The 17206-nt window shown below is 71.2% G+C and carries 16 protein-coding genes; 9 read left to right on the forward strand and 7 right to left on the reverse strand.

Annotated elements, in window-relative coordinates:
• Positions 1 to 125: 125 nt before the first annotated feature.
• The 3 genes from WMF33_RS29275 to WMF33_RS29285 all read left to right on the forward strand — a co-directional run bounded on the left by WMF33_RS29275 (position 126) and on the right by WMF33_RS29285 (position 3233).
• Positions 126 to 1100, forward strand: a complete 975-nt coding sequence (locus WMF33_RS29275) for a GAF domain-containing protein (RefSeq protein ID WP_437331715.1) — start codon at positions 126 to 128, stop codon at positions 1098 to 1100.
• Positions 1097 to 1294, forward strand: coding sequence for a hypothetical protein (locus WMF33_RS29280; RefSeq protein WP_437331716.1), 198 nt, complete (start codon positions 1097 to 1099; stop codon positions 1292 to 1294). Before WMF33_RS29275 ends, WMF33_RS29280 begins: the two co-directional genes overlap by 4 nt.
• A 367-nt stretch (positions 1295 to 1661) precedes the next feature.
• Entirely contained in the window at positions 1662 to 3233 is a 1572-nt protein-coding gene (locus tag WMF33_RS29285) for a glycoside hydrolase family 5 protein (RefSeq protein WP_437331717.1), read from the forward strand.
• 154 nt (positions 3234 to 3387) lie between these two features.
• On the opposite strand, the gene WMF33_RS29290 is transcribed toward WMF33_RS29285, so the two are convergent.
• From WMF33_RS29290 to WMF33_RS29305, 4 genes are all read right to left on the reverse strand, one after another.
• A complete protein-coding gene (locus tag WMF33_RS29290) occupies positions 3388 to 3822 on the reverse strand; it encodes a YciI family protein (RefSeq protein WP_437331718.1) in 435 nt (144 codons plus the stop codon).
• 473 nt (positions 3823 to 4295) lie between these two features.
• Positions 4296 to 5048, reverse strand: a complete 753-nt coding sequence (locus WMF33_RS29295) for an SDR family oxidoreductase (RefSeq protein WP_437331719.1) — start codon at positions 5046 to 5048, stop codon at positions 4296 to 4298.
• Positions 5049 to 5056: 8 nt separating this feature from the next.
• Positions 5057 to 5773 carry an SDR family oxidoreductase gene (locus WMF33_RS29300; RefSeq protein ID WP_437331720.1) on the reverse strand — a complete coding sequence of 239 codons (717 nt, stop codon included), beginning with the start codon at positions 5771 to 5773 and terminating at the stop codon, positions 5057 to 5059.
• Complete coding sequence (locus WMF33_RS29305; protein ID WP_437331721.1) at positions 5770 to 6696, reverse strand: zinc-binding dehydrogenase; 927 nt, start codon at positions 6694 to 6696, stop codon at positions 5770 to 5772. Before WMF33_RS29305 ends, WMF33_RS29300 begins: the two co-directional genes overlap by 4 nt.
• Positions 6697 to 6765: 69 nt before the next feature.
• Here WMF33_RS29305 and WMF33_RS29310 point away from each other — a divergent pair, with 69 nt between their 5' ends.
• Complete coding sequence (locus tag WMF33_RS29310) at positions 6766 to 7755, forward strand: AraC family transcriptional regulator (RefSeq protein WP_437331722.1); 990 nt, start codon at positions 6766 to 6768, stop codon at positions 7753 to 7755.
• A gap of 58 nt (positions 7756 to 7813) precedes the next feature.
• Positions 7814 to 8677, forward strand: a complete 864-nt coding sequence (locus WMF33_RS29315) for an N-acyl homoserine lactonase family protein (RefSeq protein WP_437331723.1) — start codon at positions 7814 to 7816, stop codon at positions 8675 to 8677.
• Between the two features lie 85 nt (positions 8678 to 8762).
• Here WMF33_RS29315 and WMF33_RS29320 read toward each other — a convergent pair whose 3' ends face one another.
• Positions 8763 to 9962: an acyl-CoA dehydrogenase family protein gene (locus WMF33_RS29320; protein WP_437331724.1), complete on the reverse strand. Its 1200-nt coding sequence runs from the start codon at positions 9960 to 9962 to the stop codon at positions 8763 to 8765.
• A 49-nt stretch (positions 9963 to 10011) separates the two neighbouring features.
• On the opposite strand from WMF33_RS29320, the gene WMF33_RS29325 reads away from it, so the two are divergent.
• Together WMF33_RS29325 and WMF33_RS29330 are read left to right on the forward strand one after the other, a co-directional pair.
• On the forward strand, positions 10012 to 11094 hold the full coding sequence (locus tag WMF33_RS29325; RefSeq protein ID WP_437331725.1) for a phosphotransferase: 1083 nt from the start codon (positions 10012 to 10014) through the stop codon (positions 11092 to 11094).
• A 256-nt stretch (positions 11095 to 11350) separates the two neighbouring features.
• Positions 11351 to 12535: a serine hydrolase domain-containing protein gene (locus tag WMF33_RS29330; RefSeq protein ID WP_437331726.1), complete on the forward strand. Its 1185-nt coding sequence runs from the start codon at positions 11351 to 11353 to the stop codon at positions 12533 to 12535.
• Positions 12536 to 12703: 168 nt separating this feature from the next.
• Here WMF33_RS29330 and WMF33_RS29335 read toward each other — a convergent pair whose 3' ends face one another.
• Positions 12704 to 13108, reverse strand: coding sequence for a hypothetical protein (locus WMF33_RS29335; protein WP_437331727.1), 405 nt, complete (start codon positions 13106 to 13108; stop codon positions 12704 to 12706).
• Between the two features lie 199 nt (positions 13109 to 13307).
• Between WMF33_RS29335 and WMF33_RS29340 the strand changes: the two genes are divergently transcribed.
• Positions 13308 to 13862 (forward strand): hypothetical protein, encoded by a 555-nt coding sequence (locus WMF33_RS29340; RefSeq protein ID WP_437331728.1) that lies wholly within the window; start codon positions 13308 to 13310, stop codon positions 13860 to 13862.
• Positions 13859 to 14848, forward strand: coding sequence for a hypothetical protein (locus WMF33_RS29345; protein ID WP_437331729.1), 990 nt, complete (start codon positions 13859 to 13861; stop codon positions 14846 to 14848). The genes WMF33_RS29340 and WMF33_RS29345 overlap by 4 nt, the downstream gene beginning before the upstream one ends.
• A gap of 9 nt (positions 14849 to 14857) precedes the next feature.
• Here the strand turns inward: WMF33_RS29345 and WMF33_RS29350 are convergent, their stop codons facing one another.
• Complete coding sequence (locus WMF33_RS29350) at positions 14858 to 17059, reverse strand: 5'-nucleotidase C-terminal domain-containing protein (protein ID WP_437339532.1); 2202 nt, start codon at positions 17057 to 17059, stop codon at positions 14858 to 14860.
• Positions 17060 to 17206: the final 147 nt, after the last annotated feature.

Here is a 17206-nt window from a genome sequence, read left to right on the forward strand (position 1 = left end):
CCGGCCGCGGCCCCGTGGGTGCGGCCCCCGGCGCTCGGTTGCGGTAAGCTGCGCCCAAGGCGCGGCTGCTTCCTGGCGGCGCTCGAGCCAGAATCTGCCCTCTCGCCCCGGCAAGAGCACTCTTCATGGCCGATTTGAACGATCCTGCGCGCCTCGCCGAGCTGCACCAGGTGCTGCTGCGCGACGACGCGGACGCCATCCTCGACACCTGCGTCCAGCGGGCGACCGAGCTCGCGCAGACGCCGATGGCGCTGGTGAGCTTGATCGTCCGCCACATCCAGCTGTTCCGCGCGCACCGCGGCTTGCCGCCGGAGCTGTGCGTGAGCTGCGCCACCTCGCGGAGCAACTCGTTCTGTCAGCTCGTGGTCCGCCACGAGGCGCCGCTCGTCGTCGAGGACGCCCTGGTGGACGAGCGCGTGCCCAAGGAGCTCGTCGAGCGGTATGGCATCCGCGCCTACGCCGGGGTGCCCATCCGGGTGCGCCAGCACGTGGTCGGCTCGTTCTGCGTGCTCGACGTCGTGCCCCGCGGGTTCGGGCCGCGCGTGATCGAGGGCCTGAAGCAGCTCGCCGCCGAGGTCGGCGCGCGGATCGAGGCGATGGAGAGCGACGCGCCGCCGCCGAGCCGCACCTTGAAGGAGCGGCTCGCGCGGTTCGAGCAGAGCGCGCGCCTGCTGGAGCACGCGCTCGGGGCGATCGCTCCGGTGCTCGCCGAGGCGCAGAGCGCCGCGGCGACGCTGGCGGAGGCGCCGCCGGCGGCGCTGAGCCTGGACGACCTGCGCGCGGCGGTCGACTGCTATCGGGACATGTTCGCGATCGCGACGGAGCTGGCCGAGGACGCGATGCTGATTTCGCGCTCGTTCCCGGCCGAGACGGCCTCGGAGATCGCCCTGGCGACGCGCTCGCTGGCGCGGGACATGGTCGAGATCGGCCCGCTCGTCCGGCTGGCCGAGGGCGTGCTGCAGGGCACGCTCGGCGAGGGGGTCGCCGCCAGGGCGGCGCACGTCGTGCGGGACGCGTTCGCGGCGCACGAGACCGCGTCCGCCGCGGTTCGCCGGATCATCGCCACGGTCGAGCGCGCCCGCGCAACGGAGGTGTGGTGAAGGGCAGAGCGTACCAGCTGCTCCGTTCGTGTCTCGGCGACAAGGACCCTCCGAGCGCGCGCAATGCGTTCATCTATGCGCGGATCATCATGCGCGCGCGCGTGGTGCCCGAGGAGATCACGCCCGCGCTCGACGACCCCGAGGTCGAGCGGCGGCTGGAGCACGCGCTGGAGGAGATCCTCCGCCGCGCGTAGGGGCGCGGGCGCTCGCGCCGCGCGGGGCCGGGCAGGGCGCGGGGACCGAGCGTGGGAGGCGTGTGCGGGCCTGTGCGGCCTGTGCGGCCTGTGCGGCCTGTGCGGCCTGTGCGACCGAGTCGACGAATCTCCTACTTTCGCCTTCACCCTTCGGGGCGGTCCTGCTATGCAGCGGAGCCATTCTTCGTCGCTGATGCGCCTGCTTGATGCCCATGGCTCGACGCCGGGTGCATCGGTCGAGATGCCTTCCTTGGAGAGGACCATGAGCCACGACGTGACGACTGGGTTGTTTGCTGGGCCGAGGTGGACGCGCGGCTTTCTGCATCTTGCGTTGCCGGCGATGATGCTGCTCGGCTGTGATGGCTCGTTGGGAGACTTGGCCTCAGGGGGCGGCAACTCGACGGCATCGACGTCCTCGGGGGGCGGCGACGACGCGCCGACGTCGACCTCGGCGTCCACGTCGGCCTCCTCGGGGAACGGCATGGGCGGCACGGGCGGCGACGGCGGCACGGGCGGCGCTGGTGGCATGGGCGGCGCTGGTGGCACCGGCGGCGCTGGTGGCACCGGCGGCGCTGGCGGCACGGGCGGCGACACGTCCGCGTCGGCCTCCTCGGGCGGCGGCGCCGGCGGCGGCGATGCGTCAACCGCCGCGTCCACATCGGCCTCCTCCGGCGGTGGATCGGGCGGCTCCGGCGGCGACGCGTCGACGTCGGCCTCGTCGGGCGGCGGCTCCGGCGGCGCGGGCGGCGGCGACGCTTCCACCGCCGCGTCCACGTCGGCCTCCTCGGGCAGCGGCGATTCGTCGACGTCCGCCGTGACCTCCGCATCGGCCTCCTCGGGCGGCGGCGCCGGCGGCATGGGCGGCGCCGGCGGCATGGGCGGCGGCGATTCGTCGACGTCGGCCGTGACCTCCGCGTCGGCCTCCTCGGGCGGCGGCGCCGGCGGCATGGGCGGCGGCGACGCGTCCACCTCGAGCGTGACGTCCACCTCGAGCGCCGTGACCTCGACGACGTCGACCGGGACGGGACCCGCCACGGGAACGCTTGTCGAGCGGCACGGCCGCCTGAAGGTGATGGGCAACCGGGTCGTCGACGAGTACGGGGAAGGGCTCCAGCTCAAGGGCATGAGCATGTTCTGGAGCATCTGGGAGGGAGAGAAGTTCTACAACGCTTCCGCCGTCAACACGCTCGTGGACGACTGGGATGTGACCATCGTCCGCGCCGCGATGGCCGCCAGCGCGGAGGGGCTCGGCTACGTCCACAACCCGGAGGCCGAGAAGAACAAGGTCCGAGCGATCGTGAACGCCGCGATCGCCAAAGGGATCTACGTGATCATCGACTGGCACGATCACGAAGCGATCCGGAACAAGGACGCAGCCAAGCGCTTCTTCGGAGAGATGGCCGCGGAGTACGGAGACGAGCCCGCGGTGATCTTCGAGATCTTCAACGAGCCGGACTACGAGAGCTGGGCAGAGGTGAAGTCCTATGCGGAGGAGGTGATCGGCGTGATCCGCACCGCCGGCTCCGACAACCTCGTGATCGTGGGGACGCCGACCTGGTCGCAGGACGTGGACGTGGCCGCCAGGAACCGGATCACGAGCGACGACAACGTCGCTTACACGCTGCACTTCTATGCCACGTCGCACCGAGATGCGCTGCGCACCAAGGCGTCGAACGCGCTGGCCGCGGGCCTGCCGCTGTTCGTGACCGAGTGGGGCACCTGCCAGAACACCGGCAGTGGCTCGCTGGATCTCGGCGAGGCGCAGCGGTGGCTCGACTTCCTGGACAGCCACCAGATCAGCTGGCTCAACTGGTCCATCGTCGACAAGAACGAGTCCTGCGCCGCGCTGAGGCCCGGGGCGAGCGCGGGCGGCCCGTGGTCGGATGGGCAGCTGACCGAGTCGGGGCGGTGGGTCAAGGAGAAGCTCCGGGCGCCTTGACCCGGGTGGCGGAGCGGAGCGTCGCTCCGACGAGAGCGCTCCGCCGATGGCCGTGCTGATGCGGATCGCGCGGCGGCCGATGGCCGGCGGGCGCTGGAGCTCCCGGGGCGCGCTCGCGGCGACGTCCGCGTGGGCGAGGATGCGGCCGCTGAGCCTACCGCGCCCTCGAGAACGATGCGCTCCAGGTCGGCGCCACGTCGGCGATGATCTCCCTGAACCGCGGGGGGATGTCCGAGAGCTCGGTCATTTGCTGGATCGTGAGCACCTCGTCGCTCCCGAACCCGACAGGGCAGCGCAAGGCCCATGCGATCGCCTCCTCCTTGGAGCTCACCTCGATCAGGTAGAAGCCGCCGACCAGCTCCTTCGTCTCGACGAAGGGACCGTCGAGGACGGTGCGCTTCCCCCCGGAGATCCCGACGCGGGCGCGGGCTCCGCCGGGGTTGAGCCCCTCGGAGGCGATCAGCACGCCGGCCTTCATCATTTCCTCGTTGAATTTCATGTACGCGGCGAAGAGCTCCTCGTCCGGAGGGCCATCCGCGTCCGCCTTGGTTTCGTTGGTGCCCGGTGCTGCGGTGATGATGAATCGCATCGTCGTGTCTCCTTCCGATGGGGCGCAGGCGCCCGGGCGATCTCGACCGGCTGAGCCGTGCCACTGCCGTCACGACGAACCAGAGGACGCGCGATCGACAGGGCGGGCGAGGTTTTGCTCGGCGTCGACAGAATAGCGCAGCGAAAGAATTTTACTGCGACACTGTTGGCGACTCAGGTCACCTCAACCTGGGTCGGGTCCGGCCACCTCAACCTGGGTCGGCCACCTCAACCTGGGTCGGCCACCTCAACCTGGGTCGGCCACCTCAACCTGCGGCCACCTCAACCTGGGTCGGGTTCGGCCGGCCACCTCAACCCGGGTCGGGTCACGGCCACCTCAACCCAACCCGGGTCGGGTCACGGCCACCTCAACCCGGGTCGGGGTCCGGCCACCTCAACCCGGGTCGGGTCCGGCCACCTCAACCCGGGTCCGGCCGGCCACCTCAACCCGGGTCGGCCCCGGTCGTCGGCCCGCTACAACCCATCCACGAGCGTCTCGCCCCCCGTGATGTCCAACACCGAGCCGGTCACCTGCGGGTTGGTCATCAAGAACACCGCCGCGTGCCCGATGTCCTCCACCGTCCCCATGCGCCGGACAGGCATGGCCGCCCTCACCCGCTCCCGGAGCTGCTCGCGCGCCGCATCGTCGAGAAAGCTCCACATCTCGCTGTCGGTGTACCCCGGACGGATCACGTTGACGCGCAGCGGGCCAAGCTCGATCGCCAGCCCGCGAGCGAGCGTCTCGATCGCCGCGAACGTCGCCGACACCATCGACGCCCCCGCGCGGGGTCGAACCGCCGCACCGCCCGTCAGGAACGTGATCGAACCGCCGGCGCGCATCCTCGGCGCCGCGTAACGGGCGCAGGCCCAGCTCCCGAAGAACTTCGCGTTCATGTACCGCTGCGCACCCGCGACGTCCTGCTCGAGGAACGCCCCCCACGAGCCAGGCTCCGGCGCGGCGCTGATCAAGAGATGATCGAGCGCTCCAATCCGCTCGAACATCGCCTTCACCGAGCCCTCGTCCGTCACATCCACCGTCTCGTGCCCGACGCGCGCGTCCCCCGGCGCCCCCGCCGCGCGCTCCGCCCTCGGCCGCCGCCCCGCGGCGATCACCTCCGCTCCCGCCCGCGCCGAAGCCCTCGCCGCGCCGAGCCCCATCCCGCTCGTGCCGCCGACGATCACGACACGTCGGCCCTCGAGCGAGCCCTCATGTCCTTTCGCTTCCATGATCCTCCTCAGATCGCCACGAAGCCACCGTCGACGGTGAGCGTGTGGCCCGTCATATACGGGTTGGTCATCAAGAACTCGATGGCATGCGCGATGTCCTCCGGCTGGCCGAAGCGCCGGACCAGGAGGTCCTTCTCGGCCCACGCCTTCATCTGCTCGCGCCGCCCAGCGTGGATCGCCGTGTCGACCACCCCCGACATCAGCACGTTGACGCGGATCGGCGCGAGCTCCAGCGAAAGCGCCTTTCCGAAGCTCAGGATCGCCCCGCTCGCCGCCGCCAGCACCGAGAACCCCTCGCGCGGCGGCTTCACCGCCGACGCCCCGGCCACGAGCGTGACCGAGCCGCGCTCGCGCAGGCGCGGCGCCGCAGCCCGCAGGACGTTCACGAACCCGCGCAGCTTGTCGAAGCTGCGCTCGACCTGCTCGCCGGTCATCGCGCCTATCGGCGCTCGGCTCGCGAGCTCGTCCGCAACCGCCGTGAGCACGAGGTGATCCACGGCCTCGATCGACCCGATCACGCGATCGACCGCGCCAGGATCCAGCATGTCCATGGCGATGGCGCGCCTCGTCCCGATGACGCTCTCCGCCGCCTCGTCGAGCCTCGACCGCGATCGGCTGAGCATGACCACGCTGGCGCCCCGCGCCGCCGCCGCGCGCGCCGCCGCGAGCCCGATCCCCGAGCTCGCGCCCACGACCACCACCGTCTGATTCGACAGCTCGCTCATCGTCCTTCCCTCCGGATCTCCAGCACCGCCTTGCCCGCGACCCGCCGATCGAGCAGCGCCGCCGCCGCCTCCGGCGCGCGCTCCCAGCCGCCGCGAAACCCGATCTGCGGATCCAGCGCTCCGCGCTCGAGCAGCGAGGCGAGGTACGCGATGTCGGGCCCGAAGCCGGCGCCCACGACGAACACCTCGACGCGCCTGTCCCCCGCGCGCCGCCGCTCCTGCTCGAAATCGATGGTGCTCGGCTCGCGCGACGCCATGCCGATGCTCTGCACCGAGCCGCCGCGCCCGACGAGGCTCAGCGCCTTGGCGAGCTGCGCGCCGCCGACGTTCTCGAGCACGCCGAAGACAGGCTCCCTCACCTCCGCCAGGTCGACCACGATCTCGTCGGCGCCGAGCGCGCGCAGCCCCTCGGCGCGCGCGGCGCTCCCCACCGCGGCCACGACGTGCGCGCCGGCGCGGCGCGCGAGCTGGACGGCGTAGCGGCCCACGCCCCCCGACGCGCCCGTGACGAGCACGCGCCGCCCCACGACCGGCCCGAGGGCGCGCAGCGCGCGCAGCGCCGTGACGCCCGCCACCGGCACCGTGCTGGCCGAGCCGAGGTCGACCGCGTCCGGCACCACGCCGAGCTCGGACGTGTCGACCGCGCGGAGCTCGGCCCACGCCCCGCTCCGACCGAACGACGCGACGCGCGTCCCCTCCTTCGGCCCAGAGCCGTCCGCCGCGGCGCGGACGACCACGCCCGCGGCGTCCCACCCCGGCACCTCGCCGGGCTCGCGCATCTCGCCGAGGAACGCCACCTCTCCGAAGTTCAGCGATACCGCGTGGACCTCGACGAGCGCCTGCGGGGGCGCCGGCTCCGGCGGCGGCACGTCCGCGAAGCGAAGGCCACGTGGCTGGCTGGGGTCATAGACAAGTGCACGCATCGTGTTTCATGCCTCCTGCCCCGCAGCGTGGAGCCGCCGCCGCGGCCGTTCCATGCTACTTTGTCGCCGATGCATGACCGTTCGTCCGGCGAAGAGGCGCTCTCCCCCGACGCGCTGAGCGAGGTCCTCCAGGACCTCCGGCTCTCGGACGGCACCTACGGCCGCTGCGAGCTGACGCGCCCCTGGGGCATCGATCTCCCGCCGGTGGCGCAGGCGCGGTTCCACTTCGTGGTCTCCGGCGACTGCTGGCTGCGCGCGCCGAAGCGCGGCTGGATCCTGCTCCACGCCGGCGACGTCGCCCTCCTGCCGCGCGGGACCGGCCACGCGATCGCGGACAGGGCGCGCGGGCGCGTGACGCCGCTCGACGAGATGCCGCTCGAGGAGATCGGCGACCGGGCCTACGAGATGCGCGCCGGCGGCGCCGGCGCGCGGACGATCCTCGTGTGCTGCAGCGTGACCTTCGCCCAGCCCGCCGTGCACCCGCTCCTCCAGCTGATGCCCCCGATGCTCCTCGTGCGGGGCGGCGGCGCGGAAGACGGGGTGTTGCCCGTGCTCCTCGACGCCATGGCCGACGAGGTGCTCAGGCGCCGCGTCGGCGCCGCCACCGTGATGACGCGCCTCGCCGACGTGGTGATCACGAGGGTCGTCCGCGCGTGGGTCGAGTCCCGCAAAGAGGACGCGGACGGCTGGCTCGCCGCGATACGAGATCCCCAGATCGGCCGCGCGCTCGCCGCGATCCACCAGCGCCCCGGCGACCCGTGGTCGGTCGAGTCGCTCGCGGACGTCGCGAAGATGTCGCGCTCCATCTTCTCGGAGCGGTTCGCGGCGCTGGTCGGCGCGCCGCCCGCGCGCTACCTCGCGCGCTTTCGCATGCACGTCGCGAGCGGCTGGCTGCGCGACGACCGCGTGACCGTCGCCGAGGCGGCCGTGCGGCTCGGCTACGACTCCGAGGCGGCCTTCAGCCGCGCCTTCAAGCGATTCTCGGGCGTGCCGCCGAGCTCGCTGCGCCGGCAGGGCCGCGACGAGGGCTCCCGGGCGTCGCGCGCCAGGGCTCCCTGAAAAAGCAGGCACGAACGACACGACGGCCCGCGCTCCAGCGGGCGTGAGGAGAGTCAGGATGTCTCTTGAACGTTGGTTGATCGCTCTGTTCCTCGTGCTCCTCCCCTCGTGCGCCACGGGCGCCAAGGCGCCCCCGCCGCCGCAGCCGGGGCCGGAGCCCCCCGAGGACGTGCGGCTCTACGCGCTCGACTGCGGTCGCGCCGAGATCGCGGACATGAGCGCCTTCGGGGACGAGCCCCGGGCCAGGGAGCTCGTCGCGTCGTGCTACGTCATCCGGCACCCGCGCGGCACCTTGGTGTGGGACACCGGGATCAACGACACGATCGCCCAGACGAAGGGCGGCGTCGTGCACGAGCGCACGGGGATCCGGTTCCGCGTCGACACGCCGCTGCGCGAGCACCTGAGAGCGCTGAACCTCTCGCCCGCCGACGTGGACTACGTGGCCTTCTCGCACCTGCACGTCGATCACGCGGGCAACGCCAACCTGTTCCCCTCGTCGACGTGGATCCTGAACCGCCGAGAGCTCGAGTGGGCGACGGCGACCCCGCCGCCGCCGACCGTCGAGCCGGAGCTCTTCTCGGCCTACCGCAGCGCGAAGCTGAAGCTCCTCGACGGCGAGGCGGACATCTTCGGCGACGGCGCCGTGAGGATCGTGCCGACGCCCGGGCACACGCCGGGCCACCAGAGCCTCGTGCTCCGGCTCAAGCGCGCGGGGACGCTCGTCATCTCGGGGGATGTCTGCCATACCCACGCCAACTGGCAGCATCGCCGGGTGCCTCCCTTCAACACCGATCGCGAGGAGTCCGTCCGCTCGATGGAGCGCCTCGACGCGCTGATCGGCGCCGCCCATGCCCGCTTCGTGGTGCAGCACGAGCCCGACGATCTCGCGGCCCTGCCTCGGTTCCCCGCCTTCCTCGATTGACCACCGCGCGTCCGCCAGAGCGCGGCGCGCCGGCGGAGGCGCCTCTCCTGTCCGCCCCGGCGTAGAACGGCCGTCGGGCTCCCTCTCAGATCAGCGTCGTCAACGCGCCTCGCAGGAAGTCGCGCGCGACGACGACATCGTGGACCTCGTCCGGGCCGTCGGCGATGCGCGCGGACCGGGCGAAGCGGTACCAGAGCGAGAACGGCATATCCTCGCTGTATCCGAGCGAGCCGTGCATCTGGATCGCGTCGTCGAGCACCTGGCAGAGGAGGCGCGCGACGTGGTTCTTCGCCATCGAGGCGTAGGGGCGCGCCTCCTTCTCCTTGCCTTGCTCGAGCAACGCCGCGCAGTGCAGCGTCATCAGGTTGCCGGCGTGGATGCCGGACGCCGCGTCGGCGAACTTCTGCTGGATCATCTGGTGGTGAGCCAGCGTCTTGCCGAAGCTCTCCCGCGTGAGGACGTAGTCGCGGCACATCGCGAGCGCGCGGTCGGCCCAGCCGAGCCAGCGCATGCAGTGCGTGAGGCGCGCCGGCACGAGGCGCCGCTGCGCGAGGAGGAAGCCCTCGCCGACGCCGCCGAGGACCGCGTCGTCGCCGACGCGCACGGCGTGGAAGCGGAGCTCGGCCTCGCGGTGCGCGAGCATCGGCGGGCTCATCACGGGGATGTCGCGCACGTGCTCGACGCCCTCGGCGCGGCGATCGACCACGAACATCGTCGCGCCCGTGCGCGGATCGTCCGACGTCCGCGCCATCACGATGAGGAACGCCGCGTCGCCGCCGCCGGTCGTGTACCACTTGTGGCCGTCGATCTTCCACCCGCCGTCGATCCGGGTCGCCGTCGTGCGCAGGTTCGACGGATCGGCGCCGGCGCCGGGGGCGGGCTCGGTCATCGAGAACGCGCTCGTGATCTCGGCCCGCGCGAGCGGCGCGAGGTATTTCGCGCGGATCGCGGGCGAGGCCGCCTTGAGCAGGAGATCCATGTTGCCCTGATCCGGCGCGTCGCAGTTGAAGCAGGCCGCGCCGAGCGGAGAGCGGCCCATCTCGCGAAAGAGCGCGCACATGCCCATGACGCCGAGCCCGAGCCCGCCGTGCTCCACGGGCAGGTGCGGCACGAAGAGCCCCTCGGCGCGCGCGCGCTCGCGGAGCGCCGTCAGCGTGTCCTTCCGCCCTGCGCGGTCCTCCTCGAGGATCGCGCGCTCGTTCGGGATGACGTGCGCGTCGACGAACGCGCGCACGCGGCCGCGGAGCTCGGCCAGCTCGGGGGGCAGATCGAAGGAGATCGTCACGGCGGCAGTATAGGAAGCCGCAGGGCCGCGTGATAGGGTCGGACGCGCGATGGCCCTCACGCCGCCGACCAACACCCGCGCGCCCCGCGAGGCGCACCGGCTCGACGAAGCGGCCCTCGGTCGCTGGCTCGCCGAGCACGTCGAAGGCTGCGCGGGAGGCGCGGTGACGGTCGCCCAGTTCAAAGGCGGCCAGTCGAACCCGACGTACTGGGTGGGCGTCGCCGGCGGGGACGGCGGAGATCTCGAGCTCGTCGTGCGAAAGAAGCCGCCGGGCCAGCTCCTTCCCTCGGCGCACGCCGTCGAGCGCGAGTACCGGGTCATGCGCGCGCTCCGCGACACGGAGGTGCCCGTTCCGGACGCGCTCGCCCTCTGCGAGGACGCCTCGGTGATCGGCACGCCGTTCTTCGTCATGCGGTACGCCGCCGGGCGGATCTTCTGGGACCCGACGTTGCCCGAGGTCGCGACCGCCGGGGAGCGCCGCGCGATCTATGCAGACTACATCCGTGTCCTCGCGGCCCTCCACCGCGTCGACTACGCCGCCGTGGGGCTCGCGGATTACGGCAAGGTGGGCGGCTTCGTCGCGCGGCAGGTCGACCGCTGGTCGAAGCAGTACCAGGCCTCGCGCACGGGCGAGGTCCCGGCGATGGAGGCGCTCATGCGCTGGCTGGCCGCCAACGTCCCGTCGAACGACGAGACGACGCTCGTCCATGGCGACTACCGGATCGACAACATCGTCTTTTCCTCCGGTCCTCCGCACGAGGCGATCGCGACGCTCGACTGGGAGCTCTCGACGCTCGGACATCCGGTGAGCGACCTCGCGTATGCCTGCATGGGTTACCGCATCAACCTCCCCGGCCGCGGCGGGCTCGCCGGGGTCGATGTCGCCTCGCTCGGGATCCCGACCGAGGACGAGATGGTCGCCTCCTACTGCGCGCTCTCGGGTCGAGACGGCATCGCGTCGTGGCCGTACTTCATGGCATTCGGCGTCTTCCGCCTCGCCGCCATCGCGCAGGGCGTCTACAGGCGGAGCCTCCAGGGCAACGCCAGCTCCGAGGACGCCGGCAGGTACGGCGCGGCCGTGACGGTGCTCTCCGAGCTCGCCTGCGGGATCGCGGGGATCGCTCCGCGCTAGGGCCGAGTGGTCTGAGGACGCCGAGCTCGCGGCTGTCCACGCCGAGGGGCTCGTCGGCGCCCGGGCGCGGCCCGGCGTCGCCTCGAAGCGCCCGCGTCGGTGCGTGAATTCACAATACATGTGAAAATCGGTTGACATCCAAGGCGCTCTTCCGTCTTTTGCCGCCGCCCGACGCGCGAAGCATCCGTGCCTGTCCGGGTCACGCCTCCTCGGTGTCCCGTATCCAACGTCCGCGGGGGGTCTGGAGATCTGGTCGATGCGTCGTATCCGTTACCCGCTTACCTGGATCGCTTGTTCGATCCTCCCGTCGCTCGCTGGTTGTGCGGCCGGCCCCTCCGGCTCCACGGTGGCTCTCGCCGGCGTCGACGGCGACCACAGCGGCGGAGTCGGAGGCGCACCGGGCTCGGGGAGCGGCGCGGCGGACTGCGACGGGCTCGCCGTCAGGCTTCAGGCGGCGCTCGACGCGGCGATCGGCGCGCAACGGCTCCCCGGCGCCGCCGCGGCCGTGGACGTCGGAGGATGCTCCTTTCGCGGCGCGGCGGGCATGGCGGACGTCGCGACGGGGACGCCGATGAAGCCAGGGGATCTCTTTCGCGCCGGGAGCATCACCAAGACGTTCGTCTCGACGCTGGTCTTGATGCTCCGCGCCGACGGCGACCTGTCGCTCGATGATGACGTATCGAGGTACGTGCCGGGTGTCCCCGGCGGCGATCGGATCACGATACGTCAGATCCTGAACCACACCAGCGGTCTGTTCAATTACACGGAAACCCACGGCTTCCTGAGCGCCGTCGAGGCCGACCCGACCCGCGTGTGGGCCCCCGAGGAGCTCATCGCCTTCTCGGCCAGAGAGCCGCCGTGCTTCGAGCCGGGGCGGGGTTTCGAGTACTCCAACACCAACTACATCGTCGCTGGCCTCCTCCTCGAGGCGGTATCCGGGAAGCCCGTCGTCGAGCTGCTGCACACCCGCATCCTGGAGCCCGCGGGCCTCGCCCACACCTACCTCGACGGCGCGGAGCCCGCCGTGCCGGGGCTCGTGCGCGGCTACGGGTCGTATGACGGCGAGCTCGTCGATACGACGTCCGCCGTGGATCCGTCGTCCGCGTGGACGTCCGGTGGCCTCGTGTCGAACACGGACGACCTCACCGCGTTCTTCGTCCAGCTCCTCGACGGCGGGCTGCTCGGCCCGGCCGAGCTCGCGGAGATGACCACCGGGGTCGACGCCCTGTCGGCTGACCTGCTGGAATACGGCCTCGGGCTGGCCCAGCGCTCGTCGCCGGCCGGCGCGACCTACGGGCATGGCGGCAGCATGTGGGGCTTCGTGTCTGCGTCGTACCACGCGGTCGAGCGCGATGCTGCCATCACCGTGCTGGTCAACCACGAAGACGGCGACGCAGAGAAGATCGTCGACGATCTATCCCGCATCCTGACGATGCCGTGAGTCGATCGGCACTCCACGACGACGCCGTCGTTCACCAGGAGTTCCGCGCGCCCCTCTCCCGCCAGATTCCCCTCGCTGTCCACGCGGGGGGGCAATCGCTGGTCGAACAGGACGCCTTGTCGCGGGGTCAGCGGCCTCGGGGTCAACCTGATGCCGACAGCGCCGCTGTCACCCAATGTTCCGACCAAACCGGCGTACCGCTTGCATCGCCAGGCTCGGTGGCCCCCCTTCGGGCGCGCCATGTAGAAGGAGTCGACGATGAAGCACATAGACCTGATCGCCATCCTCGCGGCAGCCGCGGCGGTGCTCGGCAGCGCGCAGCTCGCCGCGGCGGATACCACCACGCCTGTCGAGGATCTCGCGCTGGTCGAGGAAGTGCCCGTCCAGGTCCCCGCCGAGGGGGTGAAGGGACGCCAATCGCACCACGGCCACCATCACCATGGCCATCATCATCACGGCCATCATCATCACGGCCACCATCATCACGGCCACCATCATCACGGCCACCATCATCACGGCCACCATCATCACGGCCATCATCATCACGGCCACCATCACCATGGCAACCATCACGGGCGTTCGCTGTCCGGAGCGGCTCCGTACGGAGCAGTGCAGGCTCCCGTCGTGATCCTCGCGGACAATCGCTGACCGATCGTTCACGGGCCGGCGGCTCGGGACGCGGGCCCCGGGTTCCTCGTCTTCCTCCGGCCGCCGCGCCCGAGCTCGCCGGAGGGCGTGTGCGGCGACCGGAATCGGGTGTGAGGGAGAAGCCATGGGAACAGAGACGATCGGCCGGGGACGCGCTCTCGTCCTCCTGGCCGCGGCCGCGGGGCACCTCGGCCTCGTGATCATCGTCGGAGCGTTGCAAGTCGACCTCCGGGACCGAGGCCCTCTGGCGGCCGCCGTCGCCGCCTACGGGACGCTCTCCGGCGCCGACAGCGGGTATGCCTTCTTCGCTCCCGGCGTCGGCTCGCCACCCATGGCCACGTTCGAGGTCATGGACGCGACGGGGGCGGTGACCATCGACCGCCTCATGTCTGGGGCAAACGCAGAAGCGAGGCTGCGGGCCGGGAACATCGTCGATAGATTCTGGCTGGAGGAGGATCAGGCGTTGAAGCGCATCATGGCCGCTTCCTGGGCAGGCAAGATGTTCGCCAGGCACCCTGCGGCCGCCAGCGTCGTCGTGCGCGTGGAGGAATGCGAGGTCGCTCCGATGCGGGAGTATCGCCGGCAGGACGAGCTCACGTGCGATCTGCACTATCAAGCGAAGCTCGTCCCCCAGGCCAAGCTCCGCGCCGCCCGGGCGGCGGACCAGGAGGCGCCGTGAACGGCCGCGCGGGTCCTCGGCGCGCCGCCCGGGCGGCGCTCGCGCGCGCGTGGCTCTGGCTCGATCGCTTCGCCCTGGCCCCTGCCTCCGCCGTGCCCCTCGCGGTGCTGCGGATCGGGCTCGCGTCGGTGCTCCTCGTCCAGGCCGCGATGGTCGGCCCCGCGCTCCTCGAGCTGTACGGGCGGTCTGGCATCCTCCAGGGGCCGCTCAACGACCTCCTCGCCAGGACCGACCTCGTCCGCATCGGCTCGCTCATCGACCGCCTCGCCCCGCTGGGCGTCGGCGAGGCGGCCATCGTCACGGGCGCCGGCGCGCTCTACACGCTCGCCCTCGTCGCGCTCCTCCTCGGGTGGCGGGCGAGGGCGGCGGCGGCGCTGGCCTGGCTCGCCCATCTGATGCTGATGATGACGGCGGACAGCACGAACTACGGGGCGGACAACTACGCCAACATCTTTCTCTTCTACCTCATCTGGATGCCCTCGGGGGCGGCGCTCTCGCTGGACCGTCGGCTCGCCCGCGTGCCCATAGGCCCGCCGGCGACCACGCGGCTCTCGCTGCGCGTCGTCCAGCTGCACCTCTGTATCTCCTATCTCGCGAGCGGGCTCTGGAAGGCCTCCGGCGAGCAATGGTGGAACGGCGAGGCGATCTGGCGGTCGGTCATGCTGCCCGCCTATCGCCAGGTCGATTTCTCCTGGCTCGCAGACCACCCCTGGATCGCGGTGATCGCCGGCTGGCTCGTGGTCCTGGTCGAGGCCGGCTACGCGTTCTTGATCTGGCCGCGGCGCAGCCGCCGGATCTGGGTGGCGGCCACGCTGGCGCTCCACCTCGGCATCGCCGTCTTCATGGGGCTCGTGGTGTTCGGCGCCCTCATGGCGGTGCTCACGGTCGCGGCCTTCGGGGTGAGCGCGGACCGCGCAGCCCCGGCGACGTGCCCGCGCGAGCATCCCGCGCTGGAGCGCGCGTGTGCTCATCCGAACGCGGGGTGAATGCGTTCATCACCGGCTCAGGTCGATCGCGTACACCGACAGCATCTTCCCGCTGCCGTCGTCCTGCTCCACGAGCGAGATGTTGTTTAGCCCGGCGGCCTCCGCCTTCGGCAGCGCGTTCTGCGCCGAGGTGAAGGTCACGAGGCCCATGGTCGAGACCCTGGCGAAGCGCCAGCTGCGGTCCGAGCCGTGCGTGGCGCGCGTGAGATCCTCGATCTCCTTGATGTAGGCGATGAGCACGTCGCGGTTCGTGTCCGGCGCGGCGTAGATCGTCTTCGAGCCGTCGAGGCCGGGGAACCCGCCGCCGCCGCTCGCGCGGTAGTTGTTCGTCGCCACGATGAACTCCGCGGCCGGATCCATCGGCTCCCCGTTCCACGTCAGGTTCTTGATGCGGCCGCTGGCCTTCACCCCCGCCGGCGGGAGCGGCTGCGTGACGTCGATCTCGTACGAGATCCGCTCGTCCGTGAACATATCGAAGTTGTACCCGGGCATCGAGGTGTTGATGAGCGGCTGCGGGGCCGTCTCGCTCGGGTCGATCTGGTTGAAGCGCGTCGCCGCCCGCTCCAGCCAGTCGAGGATGTCCGCGCCGGTCACCTTCACCGCCTGGATCGTGTTCGCGTAGAGGTAGAGATCGGCCGCGTTGTTGATCGCGATGCCCCCCGCCGGCACATCGGTGTAATCGTTGCCTCCCTGGAAGCCGGACTTGAACGGCGCGCTCACCGAGAGCACCGGGAGCGGCGCGAGCTCCGGCAGGTTCTCCTCGATGTAACGGGCGACGTAGTCCGCCTGGGCCTGGTTGACGATCTGGATGGCGCTGACATCCCCCACGTCGGCGAACATCGACGACATCTCGAAATCGGTGGTCCCGATGGGCGTCTGGACATAGGCGACCGTCGCCTGGTGCTCGGCGTCGAGGAGCGACGCGATCTCGGGATCGGCCTCGACGACGATCTTCGTCGCGTCCGGCTGCGCGTCGCAGCGGGTCGCGAACGCGCAGGGCGCCCCCGTGCGCCAGCGCTCCATCGCGTCGCACGCGGCGGGGAGCCCGCCCTGGCAGGTCGTGGAGATCGGCCGAGCCTCGACGACCGTCTTCGCCGTGTCGACCGTCCAGCGCGCGCCGTCGTGGGTGAGCCCCATCTTGATGACGCCGAGGTGCTGGCCCCAGAAGCCCGGCATGACCGCGGGAACGCCCGCGACCGTGCCCGCGTCCTTGTCGACCTCCGGCAGGTCGAACTGGGGCACGGTGCTGCTCGCGTTCGGGAAGATCTGGTGCGAGTGGCCCATGAGCATGGCGTCGACGCCGGGCACATGGGCGACGTGCCACGCCTGGTTCTCGAGGGTGGGCGCATAAGGCGCGTCGTCGAGGCCGCCGTGGACGATGGCGACGACGATCTCGGCCCCCCGCGCGCGGAGATCGTCGATCAGCGGGGCCGCGACCTCCTGCACGCCCTTGGCGAAGACCTTGCCGTCGAGCCATTTCTTGTCCCAGCTCATGATCGTCGGCGGCGTGATGTCGATGAAGCCAACGTGGAGCGTGCTCTCGATGGTGCCGCCGTCCGGCGCCGTCGCCGTGATGGTCTTCGCGATGAGCACGGACGGCGGGAAGATCGTCTCGTTCGTCTCGAGGCTGAAGACGTTGGAGTTCACCTGCGGGAAGTCGGGGCCCTCGCAGGCCGCGGAGCCTGCGAGATCGAGCCCCTCGACGTCGAACGGGGTGTGGGTCACCTGCGAGAGGAACGGGAGACCGTAGTTGAACTCGTGATTGCCGATCCCGGCGACGTCGAACCGCAGGTGGTTCATGGCCTTGTAGATGGCCAGCGTCTCGCCGCACGCGATCGGATCCACCAGCGCCTGGTAGTCGGCGAGCACGGTGCCCTGGATGGTGTCGCCGTTGTCGATCAGGAGGTGGTTCGGGATCTCGGCCCGCGCCTGGTGGATGAGCGTCGCGGTGCGCTCGAAGCCGATGGATGGCTCCGCGACCAGCTTGAAGTAATCGAAGCTGAGGACGTTGCTGTGGAGATCGGTGGTCTCCAGCAACGCGAGCTCGGCCGTGGCCCCGCTCGGGGTCTCGGGCGCTCCCCCCGCGCCGCCCGAACCCGAGGCGCTGGTCGCGGGCGCTCCCCCCGCGCCGCCCGAACCCGAGGCGCTGGAGGAGGGCGAGCTCGGGCCGCCCTCGTCATCCCCGCACGCGAACGCGAAGAGCGCGCTCATGGCCAGGATCACCGAGGAAATCGCCGCATGCCGTCCGAATCGATCTTTCATCGTGAGCTCCTCGTCGAGCGCTGCTGCGGCGGATGCCTCTTCGCGCGGTTACAGTTCCATTGGATGTGTGTAGCAACGTTGTCGCATCGCTGCGCG

It is taken from the genome of Sorangium sp. So ce394 (genome assembly GCF_051474665.1).
Lineage (GTDB): Bacteria > Myxococcota_A > Polyangia > Polyangiales > Polyangiaceae > Sorangium > Sorangium cellulosum_D.